The organism is Kitasatospora sp. NE20-6 (assembly GCF_045862635.1).
This window is the reverse complement of record NZ_BPRL01000025.1, coordinates 17,487-34,285: the sequence shown is the minus strand read 5'-3', so window position 1 is coordinate 34,285 and position 16,799 is coordinate 17,487. Positions and strand designations below refer to the sequence as shown.

Sequence of the window (16,799 nt, the reverse complement as noted above, 5' to 3'; positions counted from 1 at the left end):
ATCCGCCGGTAGCGCCGATAGGGCAGACAGCGCCGAGCGGGGCGGTACGGGGAACGAACCCCGTACCGCCCCGCTCGCCACGTCCGGACGCGGACCGCCCGAAGCAGGACCGCCCGAAGCAGGGCCACCCGAAGCAGGACCGCCCGGAACCGGGCCGTCAGAGGGTGAACGCCACCTGGTCGACGGTCCAGAAGGCGCTGTTGGTGCCGGTGTAGCGGAAGCGCAGCCTGGCGGTGGAGGCCCCGGCCGGCACGGTGACCGGGATGCTCTCGAAGGCGTTGCGGTCGGCGCGGTACGACGCGATCAGCTGCGGGGTGCCGGAGTCGAAGACGACGTACACGTCGCCGGTCTGCGGGCCGTCGACCCGGTAGTCCGTGGCGAAGGCCAGGGTGGCCCGGGTCGCGCCGGCGACCGGGTAGGCCGGGCTGATCAGGGTGGAGTCGAACTGCCCGGTGCCGTGGGTCCTGTCGTCCCACTCGTCGGAGTCGGCGACGGCGAAGACGTTGCGGGCGCGCACGTTGGTCTCGCGCGCCTGGCCGCGCTGCGCGGCCGTCCAGAACTCGTCGGTGGCGAAGGCCCAGCCGCGCCATTCGGTGACGCCGCCGGTCGGCAGCGCGGAGTTGTCGATGCTCCAGCCGCTCGGCGCGGTGTGCGTCCAGCCCTTGGTGGCGGCCGCGATGCCGGTCTCGTCGACGCGGGTCTGCAGCGAGGGGCGCAGGGCGTCGAAGGCGTCCGGCACGATCTCGCCGATGGGCCTGCCGTCCAGCTTCCAGGCGGGGTCGGCGGTGACGCCCTCGTGCTTCAGCACGGTCGGGGCGATGTCGACGAGCCTGACGTCCTGCCGGACGGAGCCCGCCGGGTAGCCGGCGCCGTTCGCGATGACGAAGGTCTGCCGCTCGTAGGCGCTGTTGCCGCCGTGGCCGCCCGCGTCGGTGTGGCCGTGGTCGGTGGTGACAAGGATCAGCCAGTCCTCCGAGCCGTACGTGGGACGGGAGGTGACGGCCTGCACGACCTGCCCGACCAGCGCGTCGACGCTGTGGATCGCGGCGGCGTACTGCGTGCTCGCGCCGCCGTAGCCGTGACCGGCCTCGTCGACCTGGTCGAAGTGCACGAAGGCGGTGTCGGGGTTGCCGTTGCGGAGGTAGTCGGCCGTGTCGGCGGCCGCCTTGGCGTCGTTCTCGGCCTCGGCGATCCGCAGGTCGGGGCTGCCGTGGAACACGGTGTCGGCGATCGGGCTCCACGAGCCGACGACCAGGGTGGAGGCGGCGGGCTGCGCGGCCTCCAGGCGGGTGGCGAAGTCCGGGTAGAGGTCGTAGCGGGCGCCCGCGAAGGTGTTGTCCTTGACGAGGTGCTTGTCGGGCCAGACGCCGGTGGCGATGGTCGACCAGCCGGGGCCCGAGAGGGTGGGCGCCATCGGGTCGGCGTAGAGGCTGCTGGGGGCGGTGAGCCCGGCGGCCATCAGGCCCTTGAGGACGGGGGCGTCCGCGGTGAGCAGCTTGTCGTACCGGGTGCCGTCGATGCCGATGACCAGGGTCTTCGCCTGCTTGGTGCCGTTCGGCAGGCCCTTGTACGGGCCGGTCGCGGCATCGGCCTGCAGGGCGCTCAGCGGTACGAGGACGGCCGCGGCCGCCGTGGCGGCGAGGGCGGTCCGGAGGGGCGGGGGGATGCGCACGGGTGCTCCTCGGTGGAGGGGTCGGTGCGGAACGGCACCGGCACCGAGCGTGGGGCCCGCCGGCGAGCCGTACGCCTCGCCGAAGGCACCGCCGCATGAACAGCTCTCGAAGTTCAGTCCATACCCGTTACCGTTCCGTGATGCGGATGACGGCCTGTCACCCTGCCCACGGCGGCGGCCTGTACGGTGGCGCCGTGAGCCACGGCACCCCGCACCCGCCGCCCGCGCCGGTCCGTTCCGGCGTGCCGGAGCACGGACGCGTGCCGAAGTACTACCTGGTCAAGGCCGAACTCGGGGAGCTGCTCGCCGAGCTCGGGCCCGGCGGCGCGCTGCCCACCGAGGTCGACCTCGCCGCCCGCTACGGCGCCGCCCGGGCGACGGTCCGCCAGGCCCTGCGCGAGCTGCTGCTGGAGGGCCGGCTCCGGCGGCGCGGGCGCAGCACCGTGGTGGCCGGGCCGAAGATCGAGCAGCCGCTGTCGCTCGCCAGCTACACCGAGGGTGTCACCCGTCAGGGCCTGCGCCCGCACCGCACCCTCATCGGGCTCGACCGCCTCCCCGCCGACCCGGCGATCGCCGCCTGCCTGGGCGTTGCCGGGGGCGAGCCCGTCTGGCACCTCGAACGCGTGCTGCGGGCCGACGAGGAGCGGATCGGCCTGGAGAGCACCTGGGTCGCGGTGGCCCGGGTGCCGCGCCTGGACGAGGACTTCGACCCGGCGGGCTCCTTCTACCGGTACCTCCGCGACCAGGGGGTGGCCCTCGGCGGCGCCGAGGAACGGATCGAGACGGTGCTGGCGTCCCCGCGGGAGGCCCTGCTCGTCGGCACGCCGCCGGCCCTGCCCATGCTGCTGCTGCACCGGCGCAGCCGGGACACCGCAGGGCGCCCCCTCGAACAGGTGCGGACGCTCTACCGGGGCGACCGCTTCAGCTTCACCCTCGACCTGGCCGCGCCGACGACGGACTGACGCCGCCCGGCTCCACCGCACCCCCGGCTCCACCACTCCCCCAGGGGCGCGGCGGCGCGGTCAGCCCCGGGTGCGCGGCAGGTTCTGCTCGGCCCAGATGACCTTGCCCTCGGGGGTGTACCGGGTGCCCCAGCGTTCGGAGAGCTGCGCGACGAGGAAGAGGCCGCGGCCGCCCTCGTCGGTGGCCGAGGCGTTGCGCAGGTGGGGGGAGGTGCTGCCGGAGTCCCCGACCTCGCAGATCAGGGCCAGGTCGTGGATCAGCCTGATCCGGATCGGCCCGGCGGCGTGCCGGATCGCGTTGGTCACGAGCTCGCTGAGGATGAGCTCGGTGCTGAACACCAGCGCGTCCAGGCCCCAGGTCTCCAGCTGCCGGGTGGCGGCGGCGCGGGCGGCGGCGACGGCGGCCGGGTCCGCGGGGACGTCCCACTCGGCGATCCGCTCGACCGGCAGGCCGCGGGTGCGGGCGACGAGCAGGGCCACGTCGTCCTCCGGCCGGGAGGGCAGCAGCGCCTCCAGCACCGCCTGGCAGGTCTCCTCGGGCGACCGGCCGGGGTGCGCGAGGGCGGCGCGCAGCAGGTCGAGGCCGATGTCGATGTCGCGGGTGCGGGCCTCGACGAGACCGTCGGTGAACAGCACGAGCTGGCTGCCCTCGGGGAGTTCGAGTTCGGCGGTGGTGAACGGCAGGCCGCGCAGGCCGAGCGGCGGTCCGACGGGCGTGTCCGGGATCTCCACCGTGCCGTCGCCGTGCACCAGGACGGCCGGGAGGTGCCCGGCCCGCGCCAGCTGGCAGCGCCGGGTGGCCGGGTCGTAGATCGCGTACAGGCAGGTGGCGCCGATGATCGCGGACTCCGCGCCGTTGGCGGCCTCCTCCTGGTCGATGCGGCTGACGACGTCGTCGAGGTGCGTGAGCAGTTCGTCGGGCGGCAGGTCGAGGGCGGAGAAGTTGTGCACCGCGGTCCGCAGGCGTCCCATCGTCGCGGCGGCGTGCAGGCCGTGGCCGACCACGTCGCCGACCACCAGCGCCACGCGGGCGCCGGAGAGCGGGATGACGTCGAACCAGTCGCCGCCCACCCCGGCGTGGGCGGGCAGGTAGCGGTAGGCGGCGTCGACGGCGCTCTGCTCGGGCAGGCCGCGGGGCAGCAGGCTCTGCTGCAGCGTCACGGCCATGGCGTGGCTGCCGGTGATCGCGGAGGTGATCTGCTCCTGCGTGGTGTACCGCACCTCGAAGAAGCCGTTGTTGCGGCCGAGCCGGAGGACGGCCACCCGGTCGGCCACCGCCTGGACGTCGTCGAGGTTGTGCGTGACGAGGACGACGGCGTGGCCCTGCTCGCGCAGCCGCCGGATCATGTCGAGCGTCTGCGCGCTCTGCTCCAGGCCCAGGGCGGCGGTCGGCTCGTCGAGGATGACGAGCTCCGGGCGTCCGATGAGCGAGCGCGCGATGGCGACGGCCTGCCGCTGGCCGCCGGAGAGCGACGCCACCGGGATGCGCACGCTCGCGAGGCGGACGGAGAGGCCCTCCAGCACGGCCCGTGAGCGGCGCTCCATCTCCACCTCCCGCAGGAGGCCGAAGCGGCGCAGCTCGCGGCCGAGGTAGAGGTTGGCGACCGCGTCGAGGCTCTCGCAGAGCGCGAGGTCCTGGTAGACGGTGGCGATGCCGAGGTCCTGGGCGTCGTGGGGCCGGCGGATGGAGACCGGCCGGCCGAGCCAGCGGATCTCACCCGTGTCGGGCGGGTTGACCCCGGCGATGGTCTTCACCAGGGTCGACTTGCCGGCGCCGTTGTCGCCGACGAGGGCGACGATCTCGCCTGCGTGCACGTCCAGGTCGACGCTGCTGAGGGCCTGGACGGTGCCGAACCGCTTGCAGACCCCGCGCAGCGACAGGAGCGGCACGCGGGCCAAGGAGCACCTCCGGTCGGTGGGCGAGGGCCCGGAGCCGTCGGTTCCGGGCCGTGCGCTGCCAAGTCTGCCCGCCCGGCCCCTCCGGCCGTGTCACCAACGCGCTGCGACAGGGTGACGCCCCCGGGGGCGGCCGGGCCCGGGGCGCGGCCTTGCGGCGCACCCCGGCGGTGCGGGCGTGCGCCCCGGCCGCGGTCAGGCGGGCGCCGGCGGGCGGGCGTCCAGCAGTCCCCCGGCCCGGAGGTCCGCCCACAGCTGCGGCGGGACGCCGACCGCCGCGTCCGCGGTGTCGCGCCGCACCTCGCCCGCGGAGCGCATGCCGACCACGACGCCCGCGACGGCGGGGTGCAGCAGCGGGAACGCCAGTGCCGCCTGCGGCAGGGTCACGCCGTGCGCCTCGCAGACGTCCGCGATGCGGTGGGCCCGGTGCAGCACCCCGGGTGCGGCGGGGGCGTAGTCGAAGGTCGCTCCGGGCCCGGGCCGCGGTGCGGCGAGCACGCCGGAGTTGAACACGGAGGCGGCGAGCACGGAGACGCCGCGTTCGGTGCAGGCGGGCAGCAGGTCGTCGAGGGCGCTCTGGTCGAGCAGCGTGTACCGGCCGGAGAGCATCACCACGTCGGCGTCCGTCTCGCGGACCAGCCGGGCCAGCAGGCCGGGGTGGTACATCCCGGCGCCGACCGCGCCGACGACGCCCTGGGCGCGCAGCTCGGCGAGCGCGGGCCAGCCGGTGCGCAGGGCGTCGTCGAGGTGGTCCTCCGCGTCGTGCAGGAGGAGCACGTCGAACCGGTCGGCGCCGGTCCGGGCGAGGGAGTCCTCGACGCTGCGCAGGATGCCGTCGCGGGAGAAGTCCCAGACCCGGCGGTGGGTGGCGGGCACGACGAACCGGTCGTCCGTACGGCCGGCGGCGTCCTGCGGGACGAGGAGCCGGCCGACCTTGGTCGAGAGGGTGAACTCCTCGCGGGGCCGGTCGCGGAGGAAGGCGCCGAGGCGGCGTTCGGACTGCCCGAGCCCGTAGTGCGGGGAGGTGTCGAAGGTGCGGATGCCGGCGTCCCAGGCCGCGGCGAGCGCCTCCTCGGCGGTGCGGTCGTCGAGCGCGGTGAAGAGCCCGCCGAGGGGCCCGCCGCCGAAGCCGAGCCGGGTGACCTCGACACGGCTGCGCCCGAGCCGGTGCGTCCTCATCGCCGCTGCGTCCTCATCGCCACCGTGCCCTCATCGCCGCTGCGTCCTCATCGCCGGGGCCTCCTCGTGCCGGCGGCCGGCAGCGGCCGCGGTCGGCATTCTGCCCGCGGGCGGGGCCGTGCCGCCGCAGGCGCGCGGCGGGCCGTCAGGATGCGGGCGGTGCCGCTTCCGCGCGGGCGGGCCGGTCGGGGGCGGACCGGTCGGGGCCGAGGCCGAGGAGGATGCCCATGCGGCGCACCTCGTGGTCGAAGTAGGCCCGGTGGTCGCCGACGATCGCGGCGCGGTGGCCGAAGAGTTCGAAGGAGACCGCGCCGAAGAGGTACGTCCAGGCCGAGAGGCCGGCGACGACGAGGGCGTCGGGGGTCCCCTCGGGCAGGCGGCCGAGCAGGGGCTGCAGGGCGCGGTGCGTGTCGGCGGGTACGGGGGTGTCGTCGAACGGGTGGTACGCGCCGGCCGCGGCGGCCTCGGCGAAGAGGCCGCCGATCAGGAAGGGCACGCGGATGCCGGGCGCGGTGGTGTCCGGCGGCGCCTCGTAGCCGGGCACGGGCGAGCCGTGGATCAGCGCGTACTCGTGCGGGTGGGCGAGCGCCCAGTCGCGGACGGCGTGGCAGATGCCGGCCCACCGGGTGAGGTGCGGCTCGGCGTGCGTCGCGGCGGCGGCCGCGTCGGCGGCGTCGCCGAGGGCGTCGTAGGCGTCCGCGATGAGTGCGGTGAGCAGGGCGTCGCGGCCGGGGAAGTACCGGTAGAGCGCGGACGCGGAGACGAGACCGGTGTCGCGGGCGACCCCGCGCAGGGAGAGGCCGGCGGGACCGTGCTCGGCGAGCTGGCGGCGGGCCGCCTCCTTGATGTCCCGGGTGAACTCGATGCGGGCCCGCTCGCGGGCGGTGAGGGCCTTGGGCGCGGTGGACATGCGCCCCATCCTCGCAGTCGGCGAGAACACCCGCAACATTCGAGCACGACAGTCTCGGAGGAGAACGGAGTAGACGATCGAGAACACTGTTCTTGACAGCGGCAGCCGTATCCGCCAGTCTCGTGGTCGAGCGAGAACGGTGTTCTCGCAACACCCCGACCCACCCCCTCGGAGGACCCCGTGAGCAAGCACCTGATCGTCGGCGCCGGACCCGTCGGCACCGCCACCGCCCGTCTCCTCGCCGAGCGCGGCGAGGAGGTCACCGTCGCCACCCGCTCCGGCGCGACCGCCGCCCCGCTGCCCGGCGTCACCCTCGTCCGGCTCGACGCCACGGACACGGCCGCGCTGACCGGGGCCGCGACCGGCGCGGCGGTGCTCTACAACTGCGCCAACCCGGCCTACCACCGCTGGGCCACGGACTGGCCGCCGCTGGCCGCCGCGCTGCTGCAGGCCGCGGAGCGCTCGGGCGCCGTGCTCGCCACGGTCGGCAACCTCTACGGGTACGGCGAGGTCACCGCCCCCATGACGGAGGAGACGCCGCTGAACGCGCACACCGTCAAGGGCCGTGTCCGCGCCCGGATGTGGGAGGACGCGCTCGCCCTGCACACGGCCGGGCGGATCCGGGCCACCGAGGTCCGCAGCTCCGACTACCTGGGCCCCGGCGCCGTCGCCGCCCTCGACTCCCGGGCGTTCACACGCGCCCTGGCGGGCCGCGGCGTGCAGGTGCTGCGCGACCCGGACACCGCGCACAGCTGGACCTACACCCTCGACGCCGCCCGCATGCTGGTGACCGCCGGCAGCGACGAACGCGCCTGGGGCCGGGCCTGGCACACGCCCACCGGCGCGCCGCGCACGCAGCGCGAGGTCGTCACCGACCTCTGCCGGGCCGCCGGCGTACCGCCCGTCACCGTCAGCCGGATGCCCGACGCCCTGCTCGCGGTGCTGGGCCTGGTCAACCCGACCGTCCGGGCGCTCAAGGAGACCGCGTACCAGCTGGACCGGCCGTTCGTGGTGGACTCCTCCGCCGCCCGGCGGACCTTCGGCCTGGAGGCGACGCCGTGGGAGCAGGTGCTCGACGCCCTCGTCGCCGCCCACCGGTGACCCCGGCGGCACAAGGTCCGGCGCTGCTGACGGTGCTGCTGCCGGCGCTGCTGCCGGCGCTGCTGCCGGTGCCCGCACCGGAGACGCGGGCGAAGGCCGGGGCGGGGCCCGCCTCCGCCAGGGTCCGCGCGGCGGCGAGGGCGCGGTCGCGGGTGACGCGCCCGCAGCCGGCCGGGCCCGGGCGGACCCGTCAGTGGGCGCCGAGGATCGCCAGCACCACGAGGCCGGCCAGGGCCACGAGCCAGGCCCACCACGTGTCCTTCAGGTCCATCGCTTCCTCCTCCGGGCGTCGGTGCACCGATCGGAGCACCGATGGCGGGAACGGTCAACACCCCACGCACGGACGGCTGCCGGGCACCACCCGGATGCAGCCGCGGCCGGGGCGGCCCCGGCCGGGCCCGCGGCGCCCCCGTTCAGGCGCCCGTCCGGGCTCCCGGCCGGACGCCCGGTGCGGCCGACGGCTCGACCCCGTCGCTGAGCAGCAGCGGCACGCCCGCCCGCCGTGCGCGGGACAGCGCCCGGAACCACGGGCGCTGAGCGGGCTGGAGCAGCGGCCGCCAGGCGGCGGGGCTCCGCCAGGCGTGGGTGTCGTGCTCGGTGCTGAGTGCGATCGGGGTGCCGGCGGGCAGCACGCCGCCGTCGAAGCAGAAGTCGATGACCTGCGGCCAGCCGTCGGCGGCCGCGCGGTGGTCGACGGCGAGCAGCCGCGGCGGGCCGTCCGCGACGATGCCGGTCTCCTCGCGGGTCTCCCGCACCGCGGTCTCGTGGGGCCGCTCGCCGTCGTCGGCGAGGCCGCCGGGCAGCTGCCACCAGGCGGGGTGCCCGGGGTAGGGCCGGGCCTGGTGCAGCATCAGGACGCGGCCCGCCGGGTCGGTGAGCAGCAGGGCCGCCGAGACGACGTGCCGGGGCAGGCCCGCGGTGAACTGCGCCGCGGGCAGGAACGGCCGGAGGGGTGCCTCCGGCGCGGTCGGGGTGGTCGGTGCCATGCGCGGCCCTCCGGCGGTGCGGATCGGAGCGGAACAGCGGGGAAGGTGCCGGGGCGGGGCGGGCCTGCCCGGCGTCCCGCGTCCACCGGCCCCGCCCGGCCGATCATGGCGATGTTCGATCTTCGGCTTCAAGCCGGGAGGTTCCGGTCGATTGCCCGCCTTTGACGGCTTTTCGATTCCGTCCGACGCGGCGTCACGGCGCCGGTGTTGCCGATCATTACGGCCCGTTGCGGCGGTATGACATTTATTCCGGAGTGTTGACGTTAATCCGCGGCGCTCCCCATGCTGTGGGGCATGCACCATCACGACGGCCCCCTGGCCCGGCTGCGCCAGGGCCACGAGACGCTCGTCCTCGACCTGTTGCGGCGGCACGGACCGCTCACCCGGGCCGGGCTCGGCACCCACACCGGCCTCTCCCGCACGACGCTGTCCGACATCGTCGGCGGCCTCGTCGCGGGCGGCGCCGTCGTCACGGCCGCCCCCGAGCAGGCCACCGGCCGCCGCGGGCGCCCGGTGGAGACCCTGAGCCTCAACCCCGCCGCCGGCCAGGCCGTCGGCATCGACTTCGCCCGCCGCGCGGTGCACGTCGCCGCGGTCAACGTGGCGCACGAGGTGGTCGGTTCGGCAGGCGAGCCGCACCCGGCCGGGCTGCCGTGGGAGCAGCGCGTCGCCATCGCCGCACGGCTGGTCGGCGGCCTCGCCGGAGGCGGTATCGGCCTGGGCTCGCTCACCGGCATCGGTGCGGGCGTGGTCGGGCCGGTCGGCCCGCCCGGCGAGCCGGACGGCTTCCCGGGCGGCACCGGCCCCGTGCGCGCGCTGCTCGGCGCCGCGTTCGGCGTGCCGGTGCTGGTCGACAACAACACCCGGCTCGCCGCGCTCGCCGAATCCGTGTGGGGCTCCGCCACCGGCTCCCGCGACGTGCTGTACCTGCGGCTGTCGCACGGCGTCGGCGGCGGCCTGGTCGTCGGCGGCGCCCTGCACGGCGGCGCGTACGGCCTCTCGGGCGAGCTCGGCCACATCACCGTGGACCCGGCGGGCGCCCCCTGCGACTGCGGCGGCCGCGGCTGCCTGGAGACCGTGGCCTCGGTCGGCGCGGTGCTGGAGGCCCACCGGGCCGCGGGCGGACGGGCCGCGGACATCGCGGAGTTCACCGCCGCCGCCACGGCCGGCGAGGAGGCCGCGCGCGGGGTGCTGCGCACCGTCGGCGGCCATGTCGGCACCGTGCTCGCCGCGGTGTGCAACGCCGTCGGCCCGGGCGTGGTCGTGGTCGGCGGCGAACTGGCAGAGGCCGGTGCGCTGCTGCTCACCCCGGTCGAGGAGGCGCTCGCCGCGCACGTGCTGCCGCTCGCCCGCAGCCGGCTCGACCTGCGCCGCGCCGCCCTCGGCGAGTACGGCGGCGCCCTCGGCGGCATCGCGCTGGTGCTGCAGGCCTCGCCGCTGCTCTCCCGCTACCCCCGCACCCCCACCCGACCGGACGGCGAGGACACCCCGTGAACGGCACCGACCGAAGGGCACCGCGATGGCCGTGACCACCACCGCGGCCCGGCCCGCCGCCCGCCCCGCGGTCCGCCGGATGGCGCGCTCGCTGACCCTCAACCTGGTGGCGGTCGCCGCCGGCCTCGCCGCCTGGTCGCTGCTCTCCCGGGCCGGTGTGCAGGGCCTGCCCGGACCGGCCGCGGTCGCCTCCCGGGCCGGGGAGCTGATCGCCGACGGCACGCTGCTGGACGACACCCTGGCGAGCCTGCGCCGCGTGCTGCTGGGCTTCGCGCTCGGCACCCTGGCGGCCGTGCCGGTCGGCTTCCTGATGGGCTGGTACCCGACGGCGCGGGCACTGCTGGAGCCGTACGTGCAGTTCTTCCGGACGATCCCGCCGCTGGCGCTGATCCCCCTGGCGATCGTGCTGCTGGGCATCGGCGAGGTGCCGAAGGTCTTCGTGATCTTCCTGGCGGCGTTCCTCTCCAGCGTGGTGGCCGCCTTCCAGGGCGTGGTCGACGTCGACGTCACCCTCGTCGACGCCGCCCGGGTGCTCGGCGCGGGCGACCGCGCGATCTTCCTCCGGGTGGTGATCCCCGCGGCGGCGCCGTTCATCCTGGTGGGCATGCGGATCGGCCTGGGCTCCGCCTGGGGCACCCTGGTCGCCGCCGAACTCATCGCCGCCCAGGAGGGCCTGGGCTTCCGCATGCAGCAGGCGCAGCTGTACTACGACCTCCCGACGATCTTCGTGGGGCTGATCACCATCGGCGTCCTCGGCCTCGTCATGGACCGCCTGCTGCAGCTCGCCGAACGCCGCCTCACCCGATGGCAGGAACGCCGATGACCAGCAAGATCTCCTTCCGTGCGGTCTCCCGCACCTACCCCGTCGGGGACACCCTCTTCACCGCGCTCGACGCCGTCTCGCTCGACGTCGCGGACAACGAGTTCGTCACCGTCGTCGGCCCGTCCGGCTGCGGCAAGAGCACCCTGCTCGGCATGGCCGCCGGGCTGGTCGCCCCGACCGGCGGCGAGGTGCTCGTCGACGGCCGGCCCGTCACCGGGCCCGGCCCCGACCGCGGCGTCATCTTCCAGCAGTACGCGCTCTTCCCGTGGCTGACGGTGCGCCGCAACGTCGAGTTCGGGCTGCGGCTGGCGAAGGTGCCGGCCGCCGAGCGCCGCCGCCGCGCCGAGCACGCGATCGACCTCGTCGGCCTCGGCGACTTCGCCGACGCCCTGCCGAAGACGCTCTCCGGCGGCATGCGGCAGCGCTGCGCCATCGCCCGCGCGTACGCCGTGGACCCGCAGGTGCTGCTGATGGACGAGCCGTTCGGCGCGCTCGACGCGCTCACCCGCATCCAGCTGCAGGACCAGCTCCTCGCCACCTGGAGCCGGGAGCGGCGCACCGTCCTCTTCGTCACCCACGACGTCGACGAGGCCGTCTACCTGGCGCGCCGGGTCGTCGTCATGGCCTCCCGGCCGGGCCGCGTCCACCGGATCGTCGACGTCGACCTGCCCTACCCGCGGACCGAGGAGATCCGGCTCTCCCCCGAGTTCGGCCGGATCCGCAACGAGGTCTGGCACGCCGTCTACCACCAGACCCCGGCCGTCACCACCGTCTGATCCTTCCCCCTCATCTCCCGCACCGCCCTCCCTAAGGACCTTCCACGCCATGCGTACACTCCGTCGCGCCCTCTTCGCCGCCTCCGCCGTGACCGTGCTGTCGCTCTCCGTCACCGCCTGCTCCTCCGGCTCCACGGCCTCCACCGGCTCCGGCGACGGCGCCGCGAAGACCGCCAAGGTGCGGTTCGGCTACATCAGCGACTTCAACGGCGCCAGCCTGCTCGCCATCGCCGACAAGCAGGGCCTGTGGAAGAAGCAGGGCCTCGACCCCGAGCTGAAGGTCTTCACCAACGGCCCGCTGCAGATCCAGGCCCTCGGCGCGGGCGACCTCGACTTCGGCTACATCGGCCCCGGCGCGCTGTGGCTGCCCGCCTCCGGCAAGGCGAAGGTCGTCGCGATCAACACCCTCGCCTACGCCGACCGCGTCATCGCCCAGCCCGGCATCACCTCGGTCAGGGACCTCAAGGGCAAGAAGGTCGGCGTGCCGGCCGGCACCTCCGGCGAGATGGTGCTCAACCTCGCGCTCCAGCAGGCCGGGCTCTCCCCGAAGGACGTCCAGAAGGTGCCGATGGACCCGTCGACCGTGGTCTCCGCGTTCGTGTCCGGGCAGATCGACGCGGCCGGCATCTGGTACCCGCTGATCGACACCATCAAGGCGAAGAAGCCCGGCCTCTCCGAGATAGCCAGCACCCGCGACTTCACCGGGCGGGCCTTCCCCACCGCGTTCGTATCCGGCACGAAGACCGACGCCGGGCTCTCCGGGAAGGTCGTCAAGGTGCTGCAGGAGGCCAACGACTGGCGTGCCGCCCACCCCGACGAGGCCGTCGCCGAGGCCGCCGCCCTGCTCAAGCTCGACCCGGCCAAGGTCAAGGCCGACGCCGCCAACGTGCAGACCATGACCACCGCCGACCTCGTCGCCAAGACGAAGGACGGCACGGTCGACGGCTGGCTCAAGGGCCTCGGCGACTTCTTCGTCTCCACCGGCCAGCTGAAGAACTCCCCGGCGCCGGCCGACTACTACGCGGGTGACGCCTACGCGAAGGCGTACGGCAAGTGAACCTGCTGTTCCTGATGACCGACCAGCACCGGGTCGACACCCTCGGTGCGTACGGCAACCCGCACGTGGCGACCCCGCACCTCGACCGGCTCGCCGCCACCGGCACCCGCTTCGACCGCTTCTACACGCCGACCGCGATCTGCACCCCGGCCCGCGCCAGCCTGCTCACCGGCCAGAACCCCTTCCGCCACCGCCTGCTGGCCAACCAGGAACGCAACGTCGGCTACCTGGAGGACCTCCGGGAGGACGTCTTCACCTTCCCCGAGGCGCTGAAGGCCCGCGACTACCGGCTCGGCCTCATCGGCAAGTGGCACGGCGGCACCGAGCGCAACGCCGCCTCGTACGGCTTCGACGGCCCCGACCTGCCCGGCTGGCACAACCCCGTCGACCACCCCGACTACCTCGCCTACCTCGCGGAGCGCGGCCTGCCGCCGTACCGGATCTCCGATGCGGTGCGCGGCACCTCGCCCAACGGCAACCCGGGCAACCTGCTCGCCGCCCGCCTCCACCAGCCGGCCGAGGCGACGTTCGAGCACTACCTCGCCACCCGCGCGATCGAGCAGCTGGAGCAGTACGCCGAGGACGGACGGCCGTTCTTCCTCGCCACCCACTTCTTCGGCCCGCACCTGCCGTACCTGCTGCCCGACGCGTACTACGACCTGTACGACCCGGCGCTCGTCGAACTGCCCCCGTCGACGGCCGAGACCTTCGAGGGCAAGCCGCCCGTGCAGCAGAACTACTGCGACCACTGGGCGTTCGACACCATGCCGACGGAGGTGAGCCGCAAGCTCATCGCCGTCTACTGGGGGTACGTCACGCTGATCGACGAGCAGATCGGCCGCATCCTCACCCGGCTCGACGAACTCGGCCTGACCGACGCCACCTCGGTGTTCTTCACCGCCGACCACGGCGAGTTCACCGGGGCGCACCGGCTGCACGACAAGGGCCCCGCGATGTACGAGGACATCTACCGCATCCCCGGCATCGTCCGGGTGCCCGGGGCGCCGCCGCAGGTCCGCGACGAGCTCGTCTCGCTCACCGACTGCACCGCGACGATCCTCGAACTCGCCGGCGCCGACCCCTCGCCCGCCGTCGACAGCCGCAGCCTGCTGCCCCTGGTGCGCGGCGAACACCCCGACTGGCCGGCCGAGCTGGTGGCCGAGTTCCACGGCCACCACTTCCCGTACCCGCAGCGGATGATCCGCGACGACCGGTACAAGCTCGTCGTCAACCCGGAGTCCGTCAACGAGCTGTACGACCTCGACGACGACCCGCACGAGCTCGTCAACCGCCACCCCGACCCGGCGTACGCCGGTGTCCGCGCGCGCCTCACCCGGCGGCTCTACGACCTCCTGCTGGAGCGCGGCGACAACTTCCACCACTGGATGGCCCCGATGTACGACATCGGCACCCACCACGAGGACTCCACCCTCAGCGCCTTCGAACCCGACGGCACGGCCCCCGCCCCGGAGGCCGGCCCGGCCCCGACGACCAGGGAGACGGCATGACACGCACGCAACGGACCCGCACAGGACGGCTGTTCCGGCTGGCCGGCGCCTGTGCCCTGGCACTCGGGCTCACCACCGGCGTCCTGCCCGCCGCCCACGGCGCCGACGAGCCGCAGGCCGCACCGCAGGCGGGCGCCCAGGCCGCCACGTACACCAACCCGGTGTCGGCCGGCACCGTCGACACCTTCCCCGACCCCACCATGATCCGCGGCAAGGACGGCCTCTGGTACGCCTACGGCACCCAGAACCCCGTCTTCCAGAGCAAGGGCGAGGACGGCGAGCGCATCCTGCCGATCCTGCGCTCCGCCGACCTCGTGCACTGGAACTACGCCGGGGAGGTCTTCACCCCCGCCACCCAGCCCGCCTGGCAGGGCGGTTCACGTCTCTGGGCGCCGGACATCCGCTACTTCGACGGCCACTACAGCCTCTACTACTCGGTGCCCGGCGCCGGCACGGTCGCCATCGCCACCGCGCCCACCCCGACCGGGCCGTGGACCGACGGCGGCTCCGTCCTGCCCTCCCCCAGCGGCTGCCCCAGCGGCAACATCGACCAGGCCCAGTTCACCGACACCGACGGCCAGCCGTACCTCTACTGGGGCAGCTACGACACCATCTGCGTCGCCAAGCTGAGCCCGGACCGCACCCGCACCCAGGGGGCCGTCACGCAGGTCGCCAAGGGCCGGCGCGTCGAGGGCGGCTTCACCGTCCACCGCGGCGGCTACTACTACCTCTTCTACTCCGACGCGGGCTGCTGCTCCGGCGCGTTCAGCGGCTACCAGGTCAAGGTCGGCCGCGCCACCAGCCCCACCGGCCCGTTCCTCGACGACCAGGGCACCGACCTCAACGCCCTGACCAGCAAGGCCGGTTTCGTCGCGGGCGCCAACGGCAACCGCTGGATCGGCCCCGGCCACAACGGCATCCAGACCGACCTCGCCGGCCAGGACTGGCTGGTCTACCACGGCATCCCGTCCGAGGCCCCGGACCTCGCTCCGGCCTCCGGCGGCACCCTCAACCTCTCGCGCCGCCCGCTGCTGATCGACCGCCTCGACTGGATCAACGGCTGGCCCGTGCTGCGCGCCGGCGCCGGTCCCTCCGACACCGCCCAGACCGCCCCCGTCACCTCCTGGGCCGCCGGCGGCACCTTCGACGACCGCACCCTGAACGGCTGGCGCGCCGAGGGCGCGGGCACCGCCGGCTGGTCCACGCCCACCGAGCAGGACTCCGGCGGCTACGCCGTCCACGCCGACAGCGGCACCGTGCCCGCCCACCTGGTGAGCACCGCGAGCGCACCGGCGAACGTCCGCGCCGAGGCCGAACTGCGGGTCACCGCGGCCGGCGGCTCCGCCGGGCTCGACCTCGCCTACACCGGCACCGGCGACCGCGTCACCGCCTGGCTCGACCGCGGCCGCAACGCCCTCGTCACCGAAGCCCTCGTGGGCGGCGTCTCCAACGGCGAGCAGCTCACCGCCCTGCCCGCCGGCTTCACCTGGAACACCTGGCACACCGTCACCGCCGAACTCCGCGGCACCACACTGACCGTGGAGGTCAGTCACGACCGGCTGCACGACCCGGTCGCCGTCCAGCAGCGCACGGTGCCCGCCGGTGCGGCCCGCTCCGGCTCGGTCGGCCTCGCGGCGCGCGGGCCCGGCGCCGCGGGCGACAACACCACCGCCACCGCGCTGTACACACCGGTCACCGCACGTGTCGCCGACCCCGCCCCGGGGGCCCTGCTGCCCGCGTACAGCGACGAGTTCAGCACCACGACCGTGCCGGGCACCACCGCCGGCTCGCCCTGGAGCTGGGTGCGCGGCCCCGCCGCCGGCGTCACCGCCGGCTCCGGGTCACTCACCTGGCCCACCCAGACCGCGGAGCTGTACCTCGGCGACAACACCGCCGCCGTGCTGCAACGCCCGGCCCCTGCGGGTGACTTCACCGTCGAGACCAAGATGGTCTTCGCGCCCGGACAGTCCGCGCAGCAGGCCGGCCTGGTGCTGTACGAGAACGACGACCGGTGGTTCAAGCTCGTGCACTCCGTGCTGCCGCTGGCCAACGGCAACGGCGCGCTGCTGCAGGTCAGCGAGTTCGGCAAGGAGGGCGAACGCCCGACCACCACCCCGCCCACCGCGGTGGCCAACGCCCCGATGTTCGGCGGCCCGACCGCCGACACCCTGTGGCTGCGGCTCGTCCACCACCTCGACACCGCGCACAACGAGCACGAGGTGCGGGCCGCCACCAGCCGCGACGGCGTCACCTGGACGTACGCCGGGGTGTGGACCCAGACCGTCAAGGGCCCGCTGACGATCGGCCTCGTCTCGATGAACAAGGCTGGGGCGACCGCCCGGTTCGACTACCTCCGCACGTACGCCGGGTAGCCGGACCGCCCGGAGGCCGCTACGGGCCGCCCCGCGCGACACGTCGTCGCGCGGGGCGGCCCC

Annotated in this window: 13 protein-coding genes; 8 read left to right on the top strand and 5 right to left on the bottom strand. The window is 74.8% G+C overall.

Going from position 1 to position 16,799, the window contains the following annotated elements:
• Positions 1-157: 157 nt before the first annotated feature.
• Positions 158-1,672: an alkaline phosphatase family protein gene (locus SNE206_RS20065; RefSeq protein WP_407914805.1), complete on the bottom strand. Its 1,515-nt coding sequence runs from the start codon at positions 1,670-1,672 to the stop codon at positions 158-160.
• Between the two features lie 194 nt (positions 1,673-1,866).
• Between SNE206_RS20065 and SNE206_RS20060 the strand changes: the two genes are divergently transcribed.
• Complete coding sequence (locus SNE206_RS20060; protein ID WP_407914804.1) at positions 1,867-2,634, top strand: GntR family transcriptional regulator; 768 nt, start codon at positions 1,867-1,869, stop codon at positions 2,632-2,634.
• A 60-nt stretch (positions 2,635-2,694) separates the two neighbouring features.
• On the opposite strand, the gene SNE206_RS20055 is transcribed toward SNE206_RS20060, so the two are convergent.
• The 3 genes from SNE206_RS20055 to SNE206_RS20045 form a co-directional block, all read right to left on the bottom strand.
• The gene (locus SNE206_RS20055; RefSeq protein WP_407914806.1) at positions 2,695-4,524 is read right to left on the bottom strand and encodes a SpoIIE family protein phosphatase; all 1,830 of its coding nucleotides are present in this window, start codon (positions 4,522-4,524) and stop codon (positions 2,695-2,697) included.
• A 201-nt stretch (positions 4,525-4,725) separates the two neighbouring features.
• Positions 4,726-5,709 carry an aldo/keto reductase gene (locus tag SNE206_RS20050; RefSeq protein ID WP_407914803.1) on the bottom strand — a complete coding sequence of 328 codons (984 nt, stop codon included), beginning with the start codon at positions 5,707-5,709 and terminating at the stop codon, positions 4,726-4,728.
• Between the two features lie 145 nt (positions 5,710-5,854).
• The gene (locus SNE206_RS20045; RefSeq protein WP_407914802.1) at positions 5,855-6,619 is read right to left on the bottom strand and encodes a TetR/AcrR family transcriptional regulator; all 765 of its coding nucleotides are present in this window, start codon (positions 6,617-6,619) and stop codon (positions 5,855-5,857) included.
• A 180-nt stretch (positions 6,620-6,799) separates the two neighbouring features.
• Here SNE206_RS20045 and SNE206_RS20040 point away from each other — a divergent pair, with 180 nt between their 5' ends.
• Positions 6,800-7,720 (top strand): NAD-dependent epimerase/dehydratase family protein, encoded by a 921-nt coding sequence (locus SNE206_RS20040; RefSeq protein ID WP_407914801.1) that lies wholly within the window; start codon positions 6,800-6,802, stop codon positions 7,718-7,720.
• A 413-nt stretch (positions 7,721-8,133) separates the two neighbouring features.
• Here SNE206_RS20040 and SNE206_RS20035 read toward each other — a convergent pair whose 3' ends face one another.
• A complete protein-coding gene (locus SNE206_RS20035) occupies positions 8,134-8,706 on the bottom strand; it encodes an NUDIX domain-containing protein (RefSeq protein WP_407914800.1) in 573 nt (190 codons plus the stop codon).
• A 282-nt stretch (positions 8,707-8,988) separates the two neighbouring features.
• Between SNE206_RS20035 and SNE206_RS20030 the strand changes: the two genes are divergently transcribed.
• The 6 genes from SNE206_RS20030 to SNE206_RS20005 are packed head-to-tail and all read left to right on the top strand — an operon-like array spanning position 8,989 to position 16,736.
• Entirely contained in the window at positions 8,989-10,200 is a 1,212-nt protein-coding gene (locus tag SNE206_RS20030) for an ROK family protein (protein WP_407914799.1), read from the top strand.
• A 25-nt stretch (positions 10,201-10,225) separates the two neighbouring features.
• Entirely contained in the window at positions 10,226-11,023 is a 798-nt protein-coding gene (locus SNE206_RS20025; RefSeq protein WP_407914798.1) for an ABC transporter permease, read from the top strand.
• Positions 11,020-11,799, top strand: a complete 780-nt coding sequence (locus SNE206_RS20020) for an ABC transporter ATP-binding protein (RefSeq protein WP_407914797.1) — start codon at positions 11,020-11,022, stop codon at positions 11,797-11,799. The genes SNE206_RS20025 and SNE206_RS20020 overlap by 4 nt, the downstream gene beginning before the upstream one ends.
• Positions 11,800-11,848: 49 nt before the next feature.
• Positions 11,849-12,856 (top strand): aliphatic sulfonate ABC transporter substrate-binding protein, encoded by a 1,008-nt coding sequence (locus tag SNE206_RS20015; RefSeq protein WP_407914796.1) that lies wholly within the window; start codon positions 11,849-11,851, stop codon positions 12,854-12,856.
• Positions 12,853-14,364, top strand: coding sequence for a sulfatase-like hydrolase/transferase (locus SNE206_RS20010; RefSeq protein WP_407914795.1), 1,512 nt, complete (start codon positions 12,853-12,855; stop codon positions 14,362-14,364). Before SNE206_RS20015 ends, SNE206_RS20010 begins: the two co-directional genes overlap by 4 nt.
• Entirely contained in the window at positions 14,361-16,736 is a 2,376-nt protein-coding gene (locus tag SNE206_RS20005) for a family 43 glycosylhydrolase (RefSeq protein WP_407914794.1), read from the top strand. The genes SNE206_RS20010 and SNE206_RS20005 overlap by 4 nt, the downstream gene beginning before the upstream one ends.
• Positions 16,737-16,799 lie beyond the last annotated feature (63 nt).

What these genes read in the sequence shown, in the direction of transcription:
- SNE206_RS20050 (WP_407914803.1), bottom strand. Translation starts at nt 5,709, where the DNA reads ATGAGGACGCACCGGCTCGGGCGCAGCCGTGTCGAGGTCACCCGGCTC.
- SNE206_RS20045 (WP_407914802.1), bottom strand. Translation starts at nt 6,619, where the DNA reads ATGTCCACCGCGCCCAAGGCCCTCACCGCCCGCGAGCGGGCCCGCATC.
- SNE206_RS20035 (WP_407914800.1), bottom strand. Translation starts at nt 8,706, where the DNA reads ATGGCACCGACCACCCCGACCGCGCCGGAGGCACCCCTCCGGCCGTTC.
- SNE206_RS20030 (WP_407914799.1), top strand. Translation starts at nt 8,989, where the DNA reads ATGCTGTGGGGCATGCACCATCACGACGGCCCCCTGGCCCGGCTGCGC.
- SNE206_RS20025 (WP_407914798.1), top strand. Translation starts at nt 10,226, where the DNA reads ATGGCCGTGACCACCACCGCGGCCCGGCCCGCCGCCCGCCCCGCGGTC.
- SNE206_RS20020 (WP_407914797.1), top strand. Translation starts at nt 11,020, where the DNA reads ATGACCAGCAAGATCTCCTTCCGTGCGGTCTCCCGCACCTACCCCGTC.
- SNE206_RS20015 (WP_407914796.1), top strand. Translation starts at nt 11,849, where the DNA reads ATGCGTACACTCCGTCGCGCCCTCTTCGCCGCCTCCGCCGTGACCGTG.
- SNE206_RS20005 (WP_407914794.1), top strand. Translation starts at nt 14,361, where the DNA reads ATGACACGCACGCAACGGACCCGCACAGGACGGCTGTTCCGGCTGGCC.